This window comes from Kitasatospora arboriphila (assembly GCF_039528095.1).
Classification (GTDB): Bacteria; Actinomycetota; Actinomycetes; order Streptomycetales; family Streptomycetaceae; genus Kitasatospora; species Kitasatospora arboriphila.
Map to the genome: position 1 here is coordinate 20,626 of NZ_BAAALD010000010.1, position 20,623 is coordinate 41,248.

The 20,623-nt window shown below is 75.8% G+C and carries 21 protein-coding genes; 8 read left to right on the forward strand and 13 right to left on the reverse strand.

The genetic code is table 11. The features are described 5' to 3' along the window. Nucleotides 1-9: 9 nt before the first annotated feature. From ABD353_RS07925 to ABD353_RS07935, 3 genes are all read right to left on the reverse strand, one after another. Nucleotides 10-480 carry a hypothetical protein gene (locus ABD353_RS07925; protein WP_344622768.1) on the reverse strand — a complete coding sequence of 157 codons (471 nt, stop codon included), beginning with the start codon at nt 478-480 and terminating at the stop codon, nt 10-12. A 280-nt stretch (nt 481-760) separates the two neighbouring features. Further along, entirely contained in the window at nt 761-1,624 is an 864-nt protein-coding gene (locus ABD353_RS07930; protein WP_344622769.1) for a hypothetical protein, read from the reverse strand. Beyond that, nucleotides 1,621-2,355 carry an RNA polymerase sigma factor gene (locus tag ABD353_RS07935; RefSeq protein WP_344622872.1) on the reverse strand — a complete coding sequence of 245 codons (735 nt, stop codon included), beginning with the start codon at nt 2,353-2,355 and terminating at the stop codon, nt 1,621-1,623. Before ABD353_RS07935 ends, ABD353_RS07930 begins: the two co-directional genes overlap by 4 nt. Nucleotides 2,356-2,569: 214 nt before the next feature. On the opposite strand from ABD353_RS07935, the gene ABD353_RS07940 reads away from it, so the two are divergent. Further along, nucleotides 2,570-3,259: a DUF4304 domain-containing protein gene (locus ABD353_RS07940; protein ID WP_344622770.1), complete on the forward strand. Its 690-nt coding sequence runs from the start codon at nt 2,570-2,572 to the stop codon at nt 3,257-3,259. 104 nt (nt 3,260-3,363) lie between these two features. After that, a complete protein-coding gene (locus tag ABD353_RS07945; RefSeq protein ID WP_344622771.1) occupies nt 3,364-4,059 on the forward strand; it encodes a tyrosine-protein phosphatase in 696 nt (231 codons plus the stop codon). A gap of 19 nt (nt 4,060-4,078) precedes the next feature. On the opposite strand, the gene ABD353_RS07950 is transcribed toward ABD353_RS07945, so the two are convergent. Further along, a complete protein-coding gene (locus tag ABD353_RS07950; RefSeq protein ID WP_344622772.1) occupies nt 4,079-4,648 on the reverse strand; it encodes a GNAT family N-acetyltransferase in 570 nt (189 codons plus the stop codon). A gap of 16 nt (nt 4,649-4,664) precedes the next feature. On the opposite strand from ABD353_RS07950, the gene ABD353_RS07955 reads away from it, so the two are divergent. Then, nucleotides 4,665-5,111 carry a GNAT family N-acetyltransferase gene (locus tag ABD353_RS07955; RefSeq protein ID WP_344622773.1) on the forward strand — a complete coding sequence of 149 codons (447 nt, stop codon included), beginning with the start codon at nt 4,665-4,667 and terminating at the stop codon, nt 5,109-5,111. Between the two features lie 15 nt (nt 5,112-5,126). Here the strand turns inward: ABD353_RS07955 and ABD353_RS07960 are convergent, their stop codons facing one another. After that, the gene (locus tag ABD353_RS07960) at nt 5,127-5,621 is read right to left on the reverse strand and encodes an NUDIX domain-containing protein (RefSeq protein WP_344622774.1); all 495 of its coding nucleotides are present in this window, start codon (nt 5,619-5,621) and stop codon (nt 5,127-5,129) included. Between the two features lie 125 nt (nt 5,622-5,746). Then, complete coding sequence (locus tag ABD353_RS07965) at nt 5,747-6,025, reverse strand: hypothetical protein (protein WP_344622775.1); 279 nt, start codon at nt 6,023-6,025, stop codon at nt 5,747-5,749. 246 nt (nt 6,026-6,271) lie between these two features. On the opposite strand from ABD353_RS07965, the gene ABD353_RS07970 reads away from it, so the two are divergent. After that, nucleotides 6,272-8,647, forward strand: coding sequence for a lysylphosphatidylglycerol synthase domain-containing protein (locus tag ABD353_RS07970; RefSeq protein WP_344622776.1), 2,376 nt, complete (start codon nt 6,272-6,274; stop codon nt 8,645-8,647). Between the two features lie 197 nt (nt 8,648-8,844). On the opposite strand, the gene ABD353_RS07975 is transcribed toward ABD353_RS07970, so the two are convergent. After that, a complete protein-coding gene (locus ABD353_RS07975; RefSeq protein WP_344622777.1) occupies nt 8,845-9,069 on the reverse strand; it encodes a hypothetical protein in 225 nt (74 codons plus the stop codon). 92 nt (nt 9,070-9,161) lie between these two features. Continuing rightward, nucleotides 9,162-10,088 carry an AraC family transcriptional regulator gene (locus ABD353_RS07980; protein WP_344622778.1) on the reverse strand — a complete coding sequence of 309 codons (927 nt, stop codon included), beginning with the start codon at nt 10,086-10,088 and terminating at the stop codon, nt 9,162-9,164. A gap of 156 nt (nt 10,089-10,244) precedes the next feature. Between ABD353_RS07980 and ABD353_RS07985 the strand changes: the two genes are divergently transcribed. Further along, nucleotides 10,245-11,174, forward strand: a complete 930-nt coding sequence (locus ABD353_RS07985; RefSeq protein ID WP_344622873.1) for an NADP-dependent oxidoreductase — start codon at nt 10,245-10,247, stop codon at nt 11,172-11,174. 7 nt (nt 11,175-11,181) lie between these two features. On the opposite strand, the gene ABD353_RS07990 is transcribed toward ABD353_RS07985, so the two are convergent. Genes ABD353_RS07990 through ABD353_RS08010 form a run of 5 tightly spaced genes read right to left on the reverse strand, consistent with a single transcriptional unit; the run spans nt 11,182 to nt 16,811 of the window. Beyond that, entirely contained in the window at nt 11,182-11,778 is a 597-nt protein-coding gene (locus ABD353_RS07990) for a GNAT family N-acetyltransferase (protein ID WP_344622779.1), read from the reverse strand. Next, on the reverse strand, nt 11,778-13,844 hold the full coding sequence (locus ABD353_RS07995; protein ID WP_344622780.1) for a penicillin acylase family protein: 2,067 nt from the start codon (nt 13,842-13,844) through the stop codon (nt 11,778-11,780). The genes ABD353_RS07990 and ABD353_RS07995 overlap by 1 nt, the downstream gene beginning before the upstream one ends. After that, entirely contained in the window at nt 13,841-14,665 is an 825-nt protein-coding gene (locus ABD353_RS08000; RefSeq protein ID WP_344622781.1) for an ABC transporter ATP-binding protein, read from the reverse strand. Before ABD353_RS08000 ends, ABD353_RS07995 begins: the two co-directional genes overlap by 4 nt. A gap of 53 nt (nt 14,666-14,718) precedes the next feature. After that, nucleotides 14,719-15,750: a FecCD family ABC transporter permease gene (locus ABD353_RS08005; RefSeq protein WP_344622782.1), complete on the reverse strand. Its 1,032-nt coding sequence runs from the start codon at nt 15,748-15,750 to the stop codon at nt 14,719-14,721. Continuing rightward, nucleotides 15,747-16,811: a FecCD family ABC transporter permease gene (locus tag ABD353_RS08010; protein WP_425555099.1), complete on the reverse strand. Its 1,065-nt coding sequence runs from the start codon at nt 16,809-16,811 to the stop codon at nt 15,747-15,749. The genes ABD353_RS08005 and ABD353_RS08010 overlap by 4 nt, the downstream gene beginning before the upstream one ends. Nucleotides 16,812-16,967: 156 nt before the next feature. On the opposite strand from ABD353_RS08010, the gene ABD353_RS08015 reads away from it, so the two are divergent. The 3 genes from ABD353_RS08015 (at nt 16,968) to ABD353_RS08025 (ending at nt 20,592) form a co-directional block, all read left to right on the forward strand. After that, nucleotides 16,968-18,020 (forward strand): ABC transporter substrate-binding protein, encoded by a 1,053-nt coding sequence (locus ABD353_RS08015; RefSeq protein WP_344622783.1) that lies wholly within the window; start codon nt 16,968-16,970, stop codon nt 18,018-18,020. A 7-nt stretch (nt 18,021-18,027) separates the two neighbouring features. Continuing rightward, a complete protein-coding gene (locus tag ABD353_RS08020) occupies nt 18,028-18,894 on the forward strand; it encodes a siderophore-interacting protein (RefSeq protein ID WP_344622784.1) in 867 nt (288 codons plus the stop codon). A 135-nt stretch (nt 18,895-19,029) separates the two neighbouring features. Further along, nucleotides 19,030-20,592, forward strand: coding sequence for a pyridoxal phosphate-dependent decarboxylase family protein (locus ABD353_RS08025; protein WP_344622785.1), 1,563 nt, complete (start codon nt 19,030-19,032; stop codon nt 20,590-20,592). Nucleotides 20,593-20,623: the final 31 nt, after the last annotated feature.

Sequence of the window (20,623 nt, forward strand, 5' to 3'; positions counted from 1 at the left end):
GGGCGGCGCTCACGGGGTCTTGGTGGGCTTGCGGCCGGGCTGTGCGGTGGAGCGACCGTGGGTCGGGCTCGGCACGGTGGTCGCCGTGGCGGTCGGCTGCGGGGTGGCGGGCGCCGTGGTGCGGGTGGCGGGCACCGTCGGCCGGGTGGTCGCGGTGCTGCGGGTGCCGGTCGGTCCGGCCGCACCGGCGGGGCCGGACGCCGGTTCGGAGCCCGCTGCGGCCGGTACGGGGGCCTGGGCGGGCACGGTGGCCGCCGGGGTCGCGGTGTGCGCGGGCAGGGCCGGCAGGAAGGGGGCGTCCAGGACGGGGCCGCCGACCAGACTGGAGGCCAGCAGGCCGAGGTAGCCGACGGCGGGCACGGTGAGCAGCCAGCCGGCCCGGCGGACCAGCCGCCGGCGGCGCCCGCTGCCGTCGACGAACACCGGGGCGTCCGGTCGTGGCGCCGTCACGCGGGGGATCCGCAGCGTGTCGTCGGTCACGGGTGCTCCAATCGTCGCCCCCGGGCCCGGCACGGCCGGGTGGGCGGTGGACACGGGGGAATCCACCGCCCGCCCGGGGTTCCGGGGCGCCCGTCGGGGCGGATCCGGACGGGCACAAGGACCCGGGGGAGTTCCTGCGCCCGTCCGGAGCGGTTCCCGGGGAGGCGGTGGGCACGGGGGAACCCACCGACCCCCCGGAGTCTTCGGGGTGGTGCGGTCACCGGACGGCCGCCGAGCCCGGGGGGGGTGTGTGCCCGCCGGCCGTCCGGAGTCTGTGGTGTCACCTCACCGCGGCACCGGCCTTGTCGACGGTGTCGGTGAGGTTCTGCGCGGCGGTGCGGGTCGAGGTCCGCTCCGCCTTGGTCGGCGAGGCGCTCGGCTGGCCGCCGTCGTGCCCCGTACCGGTGGTCGCGGACGGGCTCGCCGTGGCGGTCCTGCCCTTGCCGGACTTGCAGTACGAGTCGACCTTGGCGGTGCCGCCGGCCGCCGCGACCAGTGGTGCCATCCGCGGCTCGGCCAGCAGGTCGCGCGGCTTGGTGCCGCTGCGCGAGCGGTCCGTCCAGACCTGGCAGAGCGCCGCGAGGTCGGGCAGCGCGGAGGCCGCCGAGGCGGAGCCCCCCGCTTGGGAGCCGGCCGACGGGGAGCCGGCCGCGTCGGTGCGGCCCGCGCTGCCGGACGGGGCCGGGCGCCCGCTAGGGGTGCCGTGGCCGTTGCGGGAGGCGGAGGCCGGGTCGGTCGGGGAGGCGTCCGGCGCGACGGGGGCGTGCCCCTTGGCCGGACTGCCGCCGAGGGCCTGCGGCAGGTTGCCGGTGCCCGCGGCGACGGCGACGCCGCCGACGGCGGTCACGGCGAACGCCGCGACGAGTGCCTTCAGCGTGAAGGTCCTCCTTCGCGCGTGGTCCGCCATGGTCGCTCTCCCGGGTTGCGGTGCAGGTGTGCGACGAGCCTCCCGGAAGGCGGCCACGGCCCGTTCCTCCCCGGGCAGTGCGCCGTCGGCGGGTGGGGCTGCCGCGGCGGCGAGCAGCCCGGCGAGGGCCGCATGACCGGTGAGGGAGGCCGGACCGGCCTCCGAGCCGACCGCGGCGCCGCCGAGCAGCTGCTCGGCGGTGTCCCGGTCGATCCGGCGGGATCGGTTCTTGCTCATCTCATGTCCTTCAGCGTCGCGGTCCGCGCGCGTGTCACACCCTGCGCGGAATTCTTTTCGGCGGGCTGCTGCCGGGGCAGTCCGGCGGCCGGTCCGCCGGTCTGGTCGAGCAGCTTGGCCAGCCGCTTCAGTCCGCGGTGGGCGGCCATCCGGACGCTGCCGGAGCGCTTGCCGAGCACCCGGGCGGCGCTCTCCGCGTCGAGCTGGAGCAGCACGCGCAGCAGGACGGCCTCGGCCTGGTCCCGGGGCAGCCGGGATATCAGGGCGAGCGCGTCCTCGGTGGTGACGGTGGCGATGGCGCTGTGCGCGGTGTCCTCGGCGGCCGCGAGGTCGAGCAGGTGCTCGACGGGCAGGTCGGCGACCGGGCGGCGGCGCTGGCGGCGCAGGTGGTCCATGGCGCGGTTGCGGGCGATGGTGGCCACCCAGCCGCGGAAGCCGTCCGAGTCCCCCTGGAATCCGGCGAGGTCGCGGGCGACCTGCAGCCAGGTCTCGGAGGCGATGTCCTCGGCGTCCTCGGGTCTGCCGCCGACCAGCACTCTCAGATAGCGCAGCAGACCGGGCTGGACGGCTCTGAAGAGCAGGCGGAAGGCCTGTTCGTCGCCGTTCCGGGCGGCCGCCACGGCCGCGGTGAGGTCCGCCGTCCGGCCGGGCGGGTGGTCCGGGCTGGTGGTGTGGCCCGCCGGGTCGCCGACGCCCGGGCCGTGGTGATCTGCACTGTGCACCCGCCACATCATGGGCCATCACGGCGCGGCCGTGGGGCGGCAGGGCGAGGTCCGTGGTTCGGGCCCGAAGTCCGCGGCCGGCAGGACCAATGTCCTGGCAGCAGCTGTCATTCGTCCGCGTCCGACAGAGGTGACCGGGGCATACGTTGGACCGGGCCGCTCCACCCCCCGCGGCCCGCCCGGTCCTCCACCCCCGGACCCCGCCTACCCCCAGGACACCGTGATGACCACTGCCCGGACGCTCTTCGCGGAGGGCATGCGCGACCATCTCGCGCCCGCCCTGCGCACCATGGGCTTCACCGGCTGGCGGCACACCTTCGCCCTGCCCGACGAGGAGCACTGGGCGCTGCTCGGCGTCGAGCTCGGCACCGCCGACGACCGCGTCGTCCGCTACACGGTGAACCTGGGGCTCACCCGCAAGTCCGCCTGGGCGGCCGACCGGCCCGGACGGGCGGTGCGGCCCGACCCGAACGCGGTCACCGGCCTGGAGTCCTGGCACACCCGGATAGGCCGGCTGCTGCCGGTCGGCGGCGACGTGTGGTGGCAGATCACGCCCGGCCCGCGCTGGGCGGTCGCCGTCCAGGACACGGTGGCGGCCGTGCGCCACTACGGGCTGCCCGAGCTGCTCCGCCGCCTGGAGGCGGCCTCCGGCGGCACCGAGCGCTACCTCGGCCCCGAGGAGCTGGTGGACGTCAACGCCGCGCTTCGGCTCGCCGACGTCGCCCCGATCCGCCGGACGGAGCTGACCGACCGGGTGCTGCGGCTGTACGGCGACTGGTCGCCGGCGGACCGGGTCGCCCGCGAGGTGCTCCGCGGCGCCGCCACCGGCTTCCTCTCGGTCGGCGACACCCGCTTCGGCGCCGTCGGCTGCCGCGACACGGCCGGCCGCCACCTCTGGTCCTTCGGCGGCTGAACCGCCGGGCGCGGGCGGCGTCCGGGGAACCATCGGCGCACCCCCGGGAGTCTGTTCTGAGGGGGATCCGCAGGGGCCCCGCAACGGCTTGGGGGGAACGGGACATGACGGACGATCGGCGCCTGGTGTGGGACGGCTGCCTCAATGTGCGCGAGCTCGGCGGGCTGCCCACCCGGGACGGCCGGCGGACGCGGCGCGGGGCCGTCGTCCGCGCCGACAACCTGGACCGGCTGACCGCCGAGGGCTGGGCCGCGCTGCAGGCGTACGGCATCCGCACCGTGATCGACCTGCGCAACGAGGAGGAGTACCGGCCGCTGCTGCAGCGCCCGGACGGCATCGAGCTGGTCCGGGTACCGCTGGACGAGCTGGCCGGACCGGAGTGGTGGGCGCGGTTCGGCGGCCTGGACGGCACCCCGCTGGCCTTCCGGCCGTACCTGGACCACTGCCCGCGGGCGGTGGCGGAGGTGGTGGCCGCGGTCGGCCGGGCGGCGCCGGGCGGGGTGGTGGTGCACTGCGGCGCGGGCCGCGACCGCACCGGACTCGCCGCGCTGGTGCTGCTCGCCGTGGCCGGGGTCGCGGCCGACGCGATCGTCGACGACTACCTGCTGAGCGCCGGGAACCTGCGCCCGCTCTGGGCGATGCTGGGCCGGCCCGACGAGACCGCCGAGATCGAGGCGGTGCTGGACCGGGCCGGCACCACGGCCGAGGCGGCCCTGCTGGAGACGATCGCCGAGTTCGAGCCGGGCGTCTTCCTGCCGGCGGCCGACACGGCGGCGGTCCGGGCCCGGCTGCTGGCCTGACGCACCCGGGCCGGGGCCGCTACCAGAGACGGTCGACGGTGCCCGGGTGGAGCGCGATCCGGGCGCCGTCGAAGCCGTGCCGGCGGGCCCGGCCGTGCGCGGAGAAGAACCCGGCGAGGACGGCCTTGTCGAAGCCGGGCCGGTCGCTCGGGAAGGGCTCCTCGGCCGTTCCGCCGACCAGGACGGCCCCGGGCAGCACCTCCCAGCCGGCCCGCTCGTAGAACCCCTGCAGCGGCCGGTCGCAGGTGAACAGGCCGAGGTCGGCGCCGAGCGCGGCGATCCGCGTGCGGGCCGCCGTGACGAGGGCCAGCCCGTGGCCGCGGCCCCGGCAGGCCGGGTCGGTGACCACCGCGGACAGCCCTCGGGCCGCGAACACCTCGCCGCCGTGCCGGAGGTCCTTGCCGAGCAGGTCGAGCGCGGCCACCACCCGCGGCCCGTCGACCAGCAGCATGCTCCGCGGGTCGAGCGCCGGGTCGTGACTCACCCCCGGGTCGGGCGCCCCGGTGGGCCAGGCCCGCTCCTGCAGGGCCCACACCTGGGCCCGGAGCCGGGCCGGCACCTCGGCCTCCGGGTACTCCACGACCTCCATCTGCCAGACTCCCCGTGTGATCGTCCGTACCGCCGTCCGCGGCGACCTGCCTGCCGTGCTCGCCCTGCTCGCCGACGAGTCCGCCGTCACCGATCCGGCGTCGGTGCGGATCGGTGCAGCCTACGAGGCGGCCTTCGCCGCCATCGAGGCGGATCCGCGCAACGAACTGCTGGTGCTCGACGAGGGCGACGGCACGGTGCTCGGCTGCCTGCAGCTGACCCGCATCCCCGGCCTCGGCCGGGGCGGGGCGGAGCGGGCGCTGATCGAGGCCGTCCGGATCCGGGCCGACCGGCGCGGCGGCGGGCTGGGCCGGCTGCTGCTGGCCCGGGCGATCGACCGGGCCCGCGAACAGGGCTGCTCCCTGGTGCAGTTGACCAGCAACAAGCGGCGGACCGAGGCACACCGCTTCTACGCCTCACTGGGGTTCGAGCGCAGCCACGACGGCTTCAAGCTCGCCCTGTGACGCGGCGGTCGCCGCTCAGAGGCCGCTGACCGGGCTGGTGACGACCCGGGTGCGGCCGTCGGCGCGGGCGGCGAGGCCCGCCGACAGGCGCAGCGAGCGGGCCGGGCCGAGGAGTTCGAGCGCCTCGTCGACCTCCGCCCAGCGGTGATCGTCGAGTTCGCCCGCGGGCAGGGTGATCGGGGTGTCGGCCGGCAGGGTGCCCAGGTCGAAGAGGAAGTGGCAGGCGGGGTGGTCGAGTTCGCCCGAGGGGTTGGTCCAGGCGACGGCCAGCAGCTCGCCGGCCTCCTTCTCGATGCCGGTCTCCTCGTGCAGTTCGCGGGTGGCGCACTGCTGCGGGTTCTCGCCGGGGTCGACCGTCCCGCCGACGAACTGCCAGTGCTCGCGGTAGCCGGCCTTGACGATCAGCACCCGGCCCTGCGGGTCGGTGATCAGGCAGCCGGCGGCCGCGTACACCCTGGTCAGCGAGGCGAGCCACTCCTCACGGGTCTGCAGCAGGGGGCTGTCGGACATGCGGTGCTCCTCCGCGTCGGGGACGGCCGCCGGGCGGCGGCACGGGCCCACTCTTCCGTACGGGCGCGCACGGCCGCGCCCCGTCGGCGTCGGCGGGGCGCGGCCGTGCGCGGGCGGAGGCCGTCTCAGTGCGCGGAGTGCTTCTCCGCGCCGCGGTGCCGGTGGCCCGGCAGCTCGACGTGGTGGGCGACGCCGGCCATCGGCCCCGCCGTCGTGTCGGAGCGGCGCCCGCCGTGGCTGAACACCGCGTCCCCGAAGTACGGCCCGTTGCGGGCGGCGGAGGCGGTGTCGGTGTGCAGCTGCGGGGCGAGCGGGCCGGGGTTGGTGGCCATGCCGCGGCGTTCGAGCAGTTCCTGGGTGCCGCGGCGGAGCTTGGTCATCTTGCCGGTGGTCTGCTTGGCCATGGTCGGCCTCCCTTCCGCAGCCGGGCCGCCCGCGGGGGCCGCGGGACTCGGGGAACGCCGACCGCACGGGGTGTTATGTCCGGATTTTAGCGTTTTCACTCCTTCCTGTACCCCCCCCGCCCGCCGACCCCGCACCTTTGGCCCGGACACCCGCCCGACGAGCCTCCGCAGGCCCGGCCCGGCAACCGGGCGGATCTCGTGACCGGCATCGCACTCCCCCGTCCGGGGGATGTGGGAGCATGCCGCGTGGCCACGCTGACCCCTGCAGGAGAACTGCGGACCGCGCCCGCGACACCGCGTCACCGCCGGGTGCGGCACCCCGCGGCGCTGATCCGCGCCCTGATCGGGCTCACCGCGATCGGCCTGCTCCTGCTGCTCGCCCAGTACGCCCAGGGCACCGCCGGCGGTCTGGACGCCGACGTCGTCGAGGGCACCGGCCTGCTCCCCCGACCCCCGGTGCGGCTGCTGGCCGCCTGCAGCGCGGCCGCCCTGCTGCTGGTGCCGCTCGCCTTCGCCGTCGGCCGGGTGCTGCGCCGAGCCGGCCGGCAGGTCGCCGACGGGGTGCTCGCCGCCGTCCTCGCCTACGCCGTCTCGCTCCTCCTCGACCTCGCGGTCGGCGGGCTCACCGCGCTCACCCACCCCTTCCCCGAGGGCCCCGGCCGCACCGACCCGGTGTACGGACACCTGGCCCCCGTCCTGGCCTTCATGACCGCGGTCGGCACCGGCGGACTGCCCCGCTGGCGCGCCTCGCTCGCCGCCACCCTCACCGCCGCCGGGCTGTCCGGCCTGCTCACCGGCTACGCCACCCCGCTGTCGGTGCTGCTCGCGCTGCTGGTCGGCTGGACCACCGCGCACCTGGTCGCCTGGGCCGTCGGCGAACCCACCCGGGAGCCGTCCGAACTGCAGCTCTGGGTGACCCTGCGCAACGCCGGGACCCGCCCGAACACCGTGCGGGTGGCCGGCCCCTGCCGGTACCTGGTGACCCAGCACCAGGACCGGCCCGACCTCGACGTCCGGCTGCTCGACCGGCGCGCCGCCGCCCTCGGCCTGCCGCAGCACGTCTGGCAACTGCTGCGGCTGCGCACCGCCCCGCTGCCGCTCGGCCTGCGCTCGCTGCGCGAAGGACTGGAGCACCAGACCCTGGTGGCGCACGCAGCCTTCGCCGCCGGGGTACGCACCCCGGAGCCGCTCGCCGCCGCCGAACTCGGTCCGGACGCCGCCCTGGTGGCCTACCGCCACCTGCCCGGCCGGCCGCTCGGCGACGTCCCCGCGGACGAGGTCACCGACGAGGTGCTGCACGACGCCTGGCAGCAGCTGCGGCTGCTGCACCGGCGCAGCATCGCCCACCGCACCCTCGGCCCCGACACCGTCCGCCTCGGCCCGGACGGCGCGGTGCAGCTCACCGAACTCGCGTACGGCGAGATCGCGGCCGGCGAACTCCTGCTGCGCCTCGACGTGGCCGGGATGCTCACCGCGCTGGCCCTGAAGGCCGGTCCGGAACGGGCGGTGGCCGCCGGCGCCACGGTGCTCGGGCCCGCCACGATCGGCGCCGCGCTGCCGCTGCTGCAGCCGATCGCCCTGCCCCGGGCGACCCGCGACGCCCTCGCCGCACAGCCCGAACTGGCCGCCGCGATACGCGCGGAAGTGCTCCGGCTGCGCCCGCAGGCACCGGCGGAACCCGTCCGGCTGGAACGGCTGCGGCCGCGCACCCTCGCCACCGTCGCCGCCGGCATGGCCGGCGGGTACCTGCTGCTGCAGGCACTGTTCGGCTCCGGCCTCGACTCCTTCCGCGCGGTCGCCGACGCCGACCCGTTCTGGCTCTCGGCGGCCGTCCTGGCGGCCGTCGCCAGCTACGGCGCGGCGGCCCTCGGATTCATCGGCTTCGTCCCGGAACGGCTCGACCCGCGCGGCGCGCTCGCCGCCCAAGTGGCGGGCTCCTTCGTCAAACTGGTGTCACCCGGCGGAGTGGGCGGCATCGCACTGAACACCCGGTTCCTGCAGGCCAGCGGGATCCCCACCGCACAGGCACTCTCCAGCGTGGGCGCCTCCCAGCTGGTCGGCCTGGCACTGCACATGCTGCAACTCGCCTTCTTCACCACCCTGGTGGGCCTCGGACCGCAGACCGAACTGCCCAGCCCGGCCTGGCTCGCGGCCGGCCTCGGCCTGGTCGCCGCCGTCCTGCTGTCCGCGCTCGCCGTGCCCTGGCTGCGGCGGCGGGTCGTCGGCCTGCTGCGGCCGCTGCGGGCCGAGGTGCTGCCGCGCCTGCTCGACCTGCTGCAGCAGCCGGGCAAGCTGGCGGCCGGCATCGCCGGGCAACTGCTGGTCTCGACGGCCTTCGTGGCCTGCCTGTACTGCTGCGCACTGGCGGTCGGCGCCCGGCCGTCCTTCAGCGCGGTCGCGGTGGTGTTCCTGGCCGGCAACGCGGCCGGCTCCGCGGCGCCCACGCCGGGCGGCGCGGGCGTGGTGGAGGGTCTGCTGACGGAGGGCCTGGCGCACACCGGCGGCATGGACCAGGGCAGCGCGTTCGCCGCGGTGATGCTCTTCCGGCTGCTGGTCTTCCTGCTGCCCGTCCTCCCGGGCTGGCTCGCCTTCACCTGGCTCCAGCGCCGCCGGGCCCTGTAGGCAACGCCCCAGGGGCGCGTGGGGGCACCTCCCGGCCGAAGGCTGGGGAGAACTGCGCAAGTCGGATGGGGCTGCCCTACGGATCAGCGCGCGGCCCGAAATTCTGTGGCGTACCCGCTCCCGGACTGCGCAGTTCCCCGCGCCCCTGGGGTGCTGCCACTGGGGTGCTGCCCGTGGGGGTGCTGCCCGCGGCTGCCTCAGTCCCGGTAGTCGTCCTCGTCGAGGGAGACCACGATGGACTGCTCGACGGCGTCGCCGTCGTCGGCCTGGTCCGCGCCGAGGGCCCGCCGCTCGCGCAGTTGCTCCAGTTCGTCGACCTGGCGCTCGGCCACCTCCCGCTCCTCGTCCTCCGCCTCCATGACGGCCGGCGACTCCTCGTCGTAGTCTTCGGGGAACTCCGGGTTCTCTGGGTTCTGGACCATGGCGCCAGTATCCGCCGCGGACCGCCCGCCCGCGCCCCCTCGGCCGACCTCGGCGTGTTGGACGCACCGGACCGAACGCCGCCGCGCAGGGGTCAGGCGGCCTCGCGGGCCCGCCGCCGGTACTGGCCGGGCGGCTGCCCGTACGCGCGTTTGAAGGCCTTGGCGAAGGCGAATTCGGAGCGGTACCCGACCCGGTCCCCGACCACCGCGATCGGGGTGTCGGAGTGCCTCAGCAGGCCGGCCGCGGTGGTCATCCGCCAGCGGGTGAGGTAGGCGAGCGGCGGTTCGCCGACCAGGGCGGTGAAGCGCCGGGCGAACGCGGCCCGGGAGAGCCCGACGCCCGCGCCGAGGCTCTCGACCGTCCAGGTGCCGCCGGGGTCGGCGTGGATCGCCTTCAGGGCGGGGGCGATCGCCGGGTCGCGCAGGGCGGCGGCCCAGCCGGCTGCCGCGGCGTCGGGCTGTTCGTCGAGCCAGGCCCGCAGGATGTAGAGCAGCAGCAGGTCGATCAGCTGGGCGACGATGCCGTCGGAGCCGGGCCCGGGCCGCTCCAGTTCGGCGGCGAGCAGGTCGACCGCGGAGGCGAGGGCGGTGTGGCGGCCGCGCCGGGCCGGCAGGTGGATCAGCGGGGGCAGGGTGGCGACCAGCGGGTGCGGGCGCTCCTGGTCGAGGAGGTAGGAGCCGCAGAGGATCGTGCTGACCGGGCCGGTGCCGGGATCGGCGGGGCTCGGCGTCGGCGGCCGGGGCCAGCTGAGGTCGGCCCGGTAGTCCACGACCGGGGAGCCGGGGTCGTCGGCGAGGACGTGCTCCCGGCCGCTGCGCACGAAGACGATGTCGCCGGGGCCGAGCCGGGTGGTGGCGCCGCCGGGTTCGATCAGCCAGCAGGTGCCGGCGAGCACCACGTGGAAGCCGGCGCCGGCCTGCTCGGCGAAGCGCAGGCCCCAGGGCGCCCGGCAGTCGGTGCGGGCGGAGACGGGGTTGCCGGTCCGTACGGAGGCGACGGCGTCGGTGAGGATGTCCACCCGGCGAGCCTATCCGCCCGCCCACCACCTGGAGACGATCGGACATCGAATCGAGTCGATCAGCCATTCATCGTCTCGCACATGGTTCCTACGGTGGACACCGAACCGATCGGCGGGACCGTCCCGCCGCACCCCCGCCGCCACCAGGAGCACCCCTTGCGCGCCATCGTCCAGCAGTCCTTCGGCACCCCCGACGTCCTCGTCCCGGCCGAGGCCGTCCGCCCGGTCGCCGGCCCCGGCGAGGTGCTCGTCCGGGTGCACGCCGCCTCGGTCAACCCGGTGGACGCCCACGTCCGGGCGGGTGCGCTGCCGATGCTCGGCGAGCCGCCGTTCGTGCTCGGCTGGGACGTCTCGGGCGTGGTCGAGGAGGTCGCCCCGGACGTCACCCGGTTCCGGGTCGGCGACGAGGTCTTCGGCATGCCGTGCTTCCCGCGGCCGGCGGGCGCCTACGCCGAGTACGTCGCGGCGCCGGCCGGGCACCTCGTCCGCAAGCCGGCCGGCCTGGACCACGTGCGGGCCGCCGCGCTGCCGCTGGCCGGGCTGACCGCCTGGCAGGCGCTGGTCGGCACGGCCGGCCTGCGGGAGGGCATGCGGGTGCTGGTGCACGGCGCGGGCGGCGGGGTCGGCCACCTCGCGGTGCAGATCGCCAGGGCCCGCGGCGCGGAGGTACTGGCCACGGCGAGCGCGGCCAAGCACGACTTCGTCCGCTCGCTCGGGGCGGACCGCGTCATCGACTACCGGGCCGGCGACTTCGCCGCCGGGCTGGGCGGGCTCGACGTCGTCCTGGACGGCGTCGGCGGATACGGGCGGCGTTCGCTGCCGCTGCTGGCCGAGGACGGCATGCTGATCACCCTGATCGAGCGGAACAGCCCGGAGCTCACCGCAGCGGCCGCGGCGGCCGGACGGCGCCTCGCCGGGCCGGCCGTCGCGCCGGACGCCGCCGGGCTGGCGGCCCTGGCCGAGCTGGCGGGGCAGGGCCGGCTGCGCCCGCACGTGCAGCACGTGCTGCCGCTGGAGGAGGCCGCGAAGGCGCACGCGCTGATCGAGTCGCGCGGCACCCGGGGCAAGATCGTGCTGACGGTCTGAGTCCGGGTCAGGCCCGTTCGGCGGCCTCCCGGTCGAGGAAGACCAGCCGGGCCCGCTTCTCCGGCTTGTCGATCTCCGGGCCGGGTTCGAAGCCGCAGCGCCGCAGCAGCGCGATCGCCCGGTCGTTGCGGGCGTCGGGCTCGGCGACGATCCGGCGGCGGCCCGGGTCGGCGAGCAGGAAGCGGACGAACACGCCGACCAGCGCCCGGCTGACGCCGTGCTGCGGGGGGCCGTCCGCCGGGCCGATCAGCAGGTGCATCCCGTGGTCGCCCGGCCGGACGTCGTAGCACTCGCCGACCGGGTCGTGCTCGGGTTCGTAGCTCTGGAAGAGCGCGGCCGGGCGGCCGTCGCGCAGCGCGAGGAAGGCGTGGTGGGTGGTCAGCGAGTCGACGAACTCGTAGGTCTCCCGGACCTGTTCGCGGTCGGCGTCGAGCATGCCCCAGTAGCGGGCGCGCGGTTCGGTGACCCAGCGGTGGACGAGTCCGGCGTCGGCGGCCGGGTCCAGCTCGACGATCCGGACGGCACCCACGACGGGCAGCCGCTCCTCGTGCAGCGCCGGGCGGTCCGCGGGCAGGGCCGCCCGGGCGGGGGTGTCGGCGGTCATCACGGCTCCTCGGTGAGGCGGGTCCAGTCGGTGGTGACGGGTGCGAGGCCGCCGCTCAGCCACAACGGCAGCTGGTCGCGCCGGTGCGGGTGGCCGGGCAACCCGGAGGCGCCGAACGGCACCACCCAGCGGCTGTTGTCGCGGTCGGCCAGATCCCAGACGTACCGGGCCGCCGGTCCGCGGGCGCTGCGGTCGGTGAAGCCGGGCACGCTGGAGGTGGAGAGCACGCAGTCGTGGTCGCCGGCCAGCCCCGGCCGGTCCTCGTCGGATCCGCCGTCGGCACCGGGCAGCGCCTGCCAGGGCGCCAGCCGGTGGGTGGCGCCCCAGGTCCGCCCGGTGTCCTCGGCGGCGGCGGTCTCCTCCGCGGCGGCCCGCACCAGCGCGGCGCGGTCCACGCCGGGCAGCCGGTCCTCCGCCAGCAGGGTCTCCAGCGCGTAGGCGATCCTGGGCAGCAGTGCCAGCCAGGGCAGGAACGGCTCCGGGTACGGCGAGGGCCCGGTGAGGCCGGCGAGCGCCGGTTCGGCGGCGAACCGGCGGACGACGGCGGAGCGCAGCTCGGCGAACCGGGCGGCGTCGGTGGAGTCGGCCGCCATCCGGCGGTCCCAGGCCAGCAGCCGGTCGCGGAGCTTCTCGGCGGCCGGGCTGAGGGCGTCGAGGGCGGCGAGCAGGTCGAGCAGCGGGGCGGCGGAGGCCAGGTGGGTGTCCATGTGGACGAGCGCCATGTCGGCCGCCGTCCAGGCGACCGGGGCGGCGAGCAGGTCGGCGATCCGGTCGGCCCGGTGCGGCGGCGCGAACTCCACGCCGAGCGGGGCGGCGAGGCCCCGCTGATTGGCCATCACCGCGGTGCCGTCCACCTCGGCGCGCGGCATCGGGCGCCGGCCGCGCCAGGCGTGCTCGGCCTCCCAGGCGGGGACGGGCCGCAGGCTGTTGGCGCGGGGCCGGTCCGGGACGGCGCCGGCGACCCGGTGCAGCAGGCCGCCCGCGGTGTCGGCGGCCTGGACGACGTTGACCGGCTCGATCCAGTGGTCGAAGGCGCGGTCGACGTCGTCGACGGTGCGGGCGCGCAGCAGGGCGGGCAGCGCGTCGAAGCCGAGTTCGACGTCGACCCGCGGCAGGCAGCGGAGGCTGAGGGCCTCCCCTTCGCCGTCGGCGCCGCCGGTGATCACCGGTCCGCGGGCGGTCTCGACGATCTCGATCTCCACCGGTCCGGCGCCGGCGACCTCGACCGTCTCGCGGTGGACGGCGGCGGGCTGCCAGCCGTCCGGGCCGAGCGCCTCGACGCCGGGGCCGCCGAGGCCGTCGGTGCGGCGCAGCCGTTCCCGGTACAGGTCCTGGTAGTCGGCCATGGCGTTGGTGATCGCCCAGGCGACGCCGCCGGTGTGGCCGAAGTGGCCGATGCCGGGGACGCCGGGCACGGCCAGGCCGATCACGTCGTACTCCGGGCAGGCCAGCCGGACCTGCTGGTAGATGCCCGGGTCCTCGACGAAGCGGTGCGGGTCTCCGGCGATCAGGGCGGCGCCGCTGCCGGTGCGCCCGCCGGCGATCAGCCAGCCGTTGCTGCCGGAGGTGCCGGGGCCGTCGGTGGCGAAGAGTTCGGTGTGCTCCTCGCCGAGGGCGCGGGCGACCCGGTCGCGCCAGAGCTTGGTGGGGAAGCCGGCGAACAGGACGTGGTGGGAGAGCCAGACGGAGAGCGGGGTCCACGGCTCCCAGTGGCCGGGGGTGGTCCCGGCGGCGGCGAACTCGGGGGCCCGGTGGCCGTGTTCGGCGAGCCCGTCGTTGACACCGTCGACGTAGGCGCGGACCCATGCGGCGGTCGCCGGGGCGAGGGCGTCGTAGCAGCGGCGGGCGGTGTCGGCGAGCCGGGCCCGCCGGGCGAAGACGTCCCAGCCGAGGGCGTCGGCACCGAGGAAGGCGGCGGAGGTGCCGCGGGCGCGGTGCCGCTCGACCTCGATCTGCCAGGCGCGGTCGGCGGCGGCGTTGCGGCCCTGGGCGCGGGCGAGTTCGAGCGGGTCGTCGGCGCGCAGGTGCGGGATGCCGTACGCGTCGCGGTAGGTGCGGGCGGTCATGCCCGGCTCCCTTCGGGGCGGGCGGCGCCGCGGCGGGCGGCGGGGACGACCAGCGGGGTGCCGGTCTCGGGGCAGTCGATGACCCGGCAGGGCAGCGTGAAGACCTGTTCGACGAGGTCGGCGGTGACGATCTCGGCGGGCGGCCCGGAGGCGACGACCTTGCCGTCCCGCATGGCGATCAGGTGGGTGGCGTAGCGGGCGGCGTGGTTGAGGTCGTGCAGCACGGCGACGAGGGTGCGGCCCTGCTCCTCGTGCAGCCGGGCGCACAGGTCGAGGACCTCGATCTGGTGGGCGATGTCGAGGTAGGTGGTGGGCTCGTCGAGAAGGAGCAGCGGGGTCTCCTGGGCGAGTGCCATGGCGATCCAGACGCGCTGGCGCTGGCCGCCGGAGAGTTCGTCGACGAGCCGGTCGGCGAGGGTGTCGACGCCGGTGGCGGCCATCGACTCGGTGACGACCTCCTCGTCGCGGGCGGACCACTGGCGGAGCAGGCCCTGGTGCGGGTAGCGGCCGCGGGCGACGAGTTCGGCGACGGTGATGCCGTCGGGGGCGACGGAGGACTGGGGCAGCAGGCCGAGGGTGCGGGCGACCTTGCGGGCCGGGATCGTCGCGATGTCCTGGCCGTCGAGCAGCACCGAGCCGGCGGCCGGCCTGAGGGTGCGGGAGAGGGCGCGCAGCAGGGTGGACTTGCCGCAGGCGTTGGGGCCGACGACGACGGTGAACGACCGGTCGGGGACGGCGACGGTCAGGCCCTCGGCGATGGTGCGCTTCTCGTAGGCGAGGGTCAGCTCGGCGCCGGCGAGGCGCGTTCCGCCGCTGTCCATGGTCGGTTCTCCGTTCCGGGGCGTGGTGCTGGTGCGGGGTGCGGTCCGTCTGTTCACAGCCGGCCCGCCCGGCGCTCGGTGGCGAGGAGCCAGACGAGGTAGCCGCCGCCGAGGACTCCGGTGACCACGCCGACCGGCAGCTGGTGGCCGGCGAAGGCGTGCTGGGCGGCGTAGTCGGCGGTGACGAGCAGGGCTGCGCCGGTGCACGTGGCGGCGAGCAGGTTGGGGCCGGGCGCCCGGGTGAGCCGCTTGGCCAGCTGGGGTGCGGTGAGGGCGACGAAGTTGACCGGTCCTGCGGCGGCCGCGGCGAGCGAGGCGAGCAGGACGGCGCAGACGAGCAGGGCGAGGCGGACGCGCTCGACCCGGATGCCGAGGCCGCTGGCGGCGTCGTCGCCCATCTCCAGCATCCGCAGGGCGCGGCCGCAGCCGAGCAGCACGGCGGGGCCGAGGACGGCGAGGGCGATCAGCAGCGGGACGGCGTCGCGCCAGCCGCGGCCGTCGAGGCTGCCGGTGAGCCAGAGCATCGCGCGGGCGGCGTCCATGAGCTGGGTGCGGGTCAGCAGGTAGCCGTTGATGCCGGTGAGGATGGCGGCGCTGCCGATGCCGACGAGGACGAGCCGGCTGCCCTGGACGCCCTGCCGCCAGGCGAGGGCGTAGATCGCGGCGCCGGTGGCGGTGCCGCCGGCGACCGCGCCGCCGGCCAGGGCGAGGCTGCTGCCGCCGGCGAGGACGACGAGCAGGGCGCCGGCGCCGGCGCCCTGGGTGAAGCCCAGGATGTCGGGGCTGCCGAGCGGGTTGCGGACGAGGGACTGGAACAGCGCGCCGGACAGGGCGAGGGCCGCGCCGACCAGCAGGGCGGTGACGACGCGGGGCAGCCGCAGGTCGTTGACGACGAAGTCCTCGGCGGGGCTGCCGCCGCCGGTGAGGGTGCGCAGCACGTCGGAGGTGCTCATCGGGTAGTCGCCGCTGCCGAGGGCGAGGACGCCGACGGCGAGGGCGAGCAGGGCGGCCGAGGCGCCGACGAGCAGGGCGCGGGGCCGGTGGCGGACGGAGACGGAGGTGCCGATCCGGAGGGTGCTGCTCATGCCCGGGCCACCTTTCCGCGGCGTGCGAACCAGAGGAAGAAGGGGCCGCCGAGGACGGCGGTGACGATGCCGGCCTGGAGTTCGCCGGGCCGGCCGAGGACGCGGCCCAGCACGTCGGCGCCGAGCAGCAGAACGGGGGCGAGGACCGCGCAGTAGGGGAAGAGCCAGCGCAGGTCGGGGCCGGTGAGGGCGCGGACGAAGTGCGGCACCATCAGGCCGACGAAGACGATCGGTCCGCAGGCCGCGGTGGCCGCGCCGCAGAGCAGGGTGACGGCGGTGATCGCGGCGGCGCGGACGAGTTCGGGCCGGGCGCCCAGCGCGCGGGCGGAGTCGTCGCCGAGGGCCATGGCGTTGAGCGGCCGGGCGAGGGCGAGGGCGAGCAGCAGACCGGTGGCGATGAACGGCAGCACCTTGAGCACGGTGGAGGCCTGGGCGCCGGCGAGCGAGCCGACCGTCCAGAAGCGCATCTTCTCCAGGGCGCCGGTGTCCAGCAGCATCAGGGCGCTGACGTAGCTGTAGAGGGTGGCGTTGAGGGCGGAGCCGGCGAGGGCGAGCCGGGCCGGGGTGGCGCCGCGGCCGCCGCCGACGGCGTAGACCAGGGCGGCGACGGCGGCGGTGCCGGCGAGGGCGAACCAGACGTAGCCGTCGAAGGTGGCGATGCCGAGGAAGGTGCCGGCGGAGACGACGGCCGCGGAGGCGCCGGCGTTGATGCCGAGCAGGCCGGGGTCGGCGAGCGGGTTGCGGGTGAGGGCCTGCATGACGCCGCCGGCGAGGCCGAGCGCGGTGCCGGCGAGCAGGCCGAGCAGGGTCCGCGGCAGCCGCATCTCGTGGACGACGGTGTACGAGCCGGAGGCGGGGTCGGTGAGGCCGTGCCAGACCTCGGCGGGCGCGAGCTGCTTGGCGCCGACGCCGACGCTGAGGACCAGGACGGCGATCAGGACGGCGAGGGCGGCGAGGAGGCCGGCGGCGCGCAGCGCGGTGCGGGCGCCGGGCGGGCGCCGTCGGAGGTCGGCGGGTTCGGCCGAACCCCCTTGGGCCTGTGGCGGCTTGGTGAGAGACACGGGTGGTGCTCCGGCGCTGGCGGGGACCGGATTCCGGAACCCCCTCTGGACAACGACTTAGGTTAGGTTAACCTAATGTCCGCTGCGGGTCGGCCGCCAGTCCCTGCCTGCGCCGACCGCCGCACCCGCCCCCTTCGAACCGAGAGAGACACCGTCATGCCGCGTTCCAGAACTGCCGCTCGCCTCTCCCGTCGCGGCCTGCTCGCCGCCGGTGGCGCCACCGCCCTCGGTGCCGTGCTGGCCGCCTGCGGCAGTGGCGGCGGTTCGGGATCCGACGGCGCGTCGGGCTCTTCGGCGAAGCCCGCCGGTGCGGGCTCCTGGTCGTTCACCGACGACCGCAGGAAGGAGGTCACCGCCAAGTCCGCCCCGAAGCGGGTCGTGGCGTACACCGGCACCGCGGCCGCCCTGGTGGACTTCGGCCTGGACGAGCAGATCGTCGGCGTCTTCGGCGAGACGAAGACCGCCGACGGCAAGGCCGACCCGACGGCCGGCGACCTGAAGGTCGACAAGGTCGAGATCCTCGGCAACGTCTGGGGCGAGTTCGGCGTCGAGAAGTACGCGGCGCTGCGGCCCGAGCTGCTGGTGACGCACATGTACGACCCGGACGCGCTCTGGTACGTGCCGGACGAGAGCAAGGACAAGATCCTGGGGCTCGCCCCGAGCGTCGCGATCACCACCGCCCGCGTCCCGATGACCAAGCCGATCGAGCGGTACGCCGCACTCGCCGAGTCGCTCGGCGCGGACCTGAAGGCAAAGAAGGTCACCGACGCCAAGGCCCGCTTCGAGAAGGCCGCCGAGGAGCTGCGCCAGGCCGCCAAGGCCGCCGGCGGCCTCAAGGTGATGGCCTGTTCGGGCAGCGCGGACATCTTCTACGTCTCCAACCCGAAGGTCTCCACCGACCTGATGTACTTCGCCGAGCTCGGCGTGGACATCGTGGTGCCGACCAAGCTGGAGGCCGGCGACTACTTCGAGGCGCTCAGCTGGGAGAACGCCGGCAAGTTCCCCGCCGACCTGATCCTGCTGGACAACCGCTCGACCGCGCTGCAGCCCAAGGACCTCGCCGCCAAGCCGGCCTGGGGCCAGCTGCCCGCCGTCAAGGCCGGCCAGGTCACCCCGTGGGACGCCGTGCCGCGCTTCTCGTACGCGGGTGCCGCGCCGCTGCTGGAGAACCTCGCCAAGGCGATCCGGAACGCCAAGAAGGTGAGCTGACGCCGCCATGGCCACCGCTTCCGCGATCGCGGCGCAGTACGGCTTCTTCGAGGCCGAGGTCGTCCGCACCCGCCGGCTCGGGCCGACGATGCTGCGGGTCACCTTCGGCGGCGCACAGCTGGCCGGCTTCGCCTCGGGCGGCCGGGACCAGAGCTTCTCGCTCTTCCTGCCGCACCCCGGGCAGGACGCCCCGGTGCTGCCGGTCGAGGAGGGCGAGGGCTGGTTCGCCGCCTGGCGGGCGCTCGACGAGGACGTCCGGGCGGTGATGCGCTCGTACACCGTCCGCGCGCAGCGCCGTGACCCGGACGAGGTGGACGTCGACTTCGTGCTGCACGGGGTCGACGTGCCCGGCGCGGCCGGACCGGCCGCCTCCTGGGCGGCGAAGGCCGCACCGGGTGACCGGGTGGTCATGCTCGGCCCGGCGGTCGAGGACAACCGCAGCGTCTGCTTCCGGCCGCCGGCCGGCACCGACTGGGTGCTGCTGGCCGCGGACGAGACGGCACTGCCCGCGGTCGGCGGCATCCTGGACGCGCTGCCGCCGGCCACCCGCGCCCGGGTCTGGATCGAGGTCCCGTACGCGCAGGACATCCAGGACCTGGCCGCCGGACCGGAGGTGGAGATCACCTGGCTGGTCCGGGAGAGCGGGGCGACCCCGCTGGTGGAGGCCGTCCGCGCGGCCGACCTGCCCGGGGGCACCCCGTACGCCTGGATCGCGGGCGAGTCCGGGAGCGTCCGGGCGCTGCGCCGGCACCTGGTCGGCGAGCGCGGGACGGACCGCGCCGCGGTGACCTTCTCCGGCTACTGGCGGCGCGGCGCCTCCGAGGAGCAGCTGCGCCTGGAGGCCGCTTCCGGCACGTCTTCTGACGAGGACTGAATTCGACACACCGTCAATCGCACCTCCACGACGGCCCGTTCCCCGACTCCGGGGTACGGGCCGTCGCGCATGCATGGAACTTAGGATAGGCTAACCTAAGTTCCACTCCCCGTCCGCGACCGTTGAGGACTGACCATGAGTTTCCGGGGCCACACCGTCGAGCCGTCGGCAGGCAGCACCGCCACCCTGGAGGACGCCAGATCACACCTGTTCAACGACCGCACGGTGGAGCGCTACCGGGAGTCCCTGCGGGCCGGCGTCGAGACCGTCGCCGCCAAGGTCTCTACCACCACCCGCCCCTTCACTGGGACGACCCCGGACCGGCTGGCCCCGGAGATATCCGGCATCGACCTCGACCGCCCGCTCGGCGACCTTGCCGAGGCGCTCGCCGAGCTGGAGGACGTCTACCTCCGCGACGCCGTCTACTTCCACCACCCCCGCTACCTGGCCCACCTCAACTGCCCGGTGGTGATCCCCGCCCTGCTCGGCGAGGCCGTCCTCACCGCCGTCAACTCCTCGCTGGACACCTGGGACCAGAGCGCCGGCGGCACCCTGATCGAGCGTCGCCTGATCGACTGGACGGCCGAGCGGATCGGCCTCGGCCCGGACGCCGACGGCGTCTTCACCAGCGGCGGCACCCAGTCCAACCTCCAGGCCCTGCTGCTCGCCCGCGAAGAGGCCTGCACCGCCCTCGCGGCCGCCGCCGACACCCCGCCGGCCAAGCACGAACTGCTGCCGCAGCTGCGCATCATCGCCTCCGAGGCCAGCCACTTCAGCGTCAAGAAGTCCGCGAAACTGCTCGGCCTCGGCATGGACGCGGTGATCTCCGTGGAGACCGACCGCGGCCGCCGGATGAAGCCCGAGGCGCTCGCCCGGGAGCTCGCCCGCTGCACCGCCGAGGGCCTGACCGTGATGGCCGTGGTCGCCACCGCCGGCACCACCGACTTCGGCTCGATCGACCCGCTGCCCGAGATCGCCGGCCTGTGCGCCGCCGCCGGGGTGTGGATGCACGTGGACGCCGCCTACGGCTGCGGACTGCTGGTCTCCCCCACCCGCCGGCACCTGCTGGACGGCATCGAGCGGGCCGACTCGGTCACCGTCGACTACCACAAGTCCTTCTTCCAGCCGGTGAGTTCCTCCGCCGTGCTGGTCCGCGACGGCGCCGTGCTGCGGCACGCCACCTACCACGCGGACTACCTCAACCCGGCCCGGATGGCCGAGCGGCGGATCCCCAACCAGGTCGACAAGAGCATCCAGACCACCCGGCGCTTCGATGCCCTCAAGCTCTGGCTGACCCTGCGCACCATGGGCGCCGAGGCCGTCGGCCTGCTCTTCGACGAGGTCGTCGACCGCGCCGCCGCCGCCTGGGAGATGCTCACCGAGGACCCGCGCTTCGAGGTCGTCACCAAGTCGCAGCTGTCCACCGTCGTCTTCCGCTGGCTGCCGCCCGCCGGCCCGGCGCGCGACCTCGCCGACGAGGCCAACCTGTACGCCCGCGAGGCGCTCGCCGCCTCCGGCGAGGCCGTCGTCGCCGGCACCAAGGTCGACGGCCGCCACCACCTGAAGTTCACCCTGCTCAACCCGGAGACCACCGTGGACGACATCGCGCACGTCCTCGACCTCCTCGCCGAGCACGCCGGCCGGTACGTCAACGACCGGGCCGCCGTCGCCCCCGAGCTCTGCCCCACCGCGGTCTGATCCCCGCCCGCCCCCTCCGCATCACGGGAGA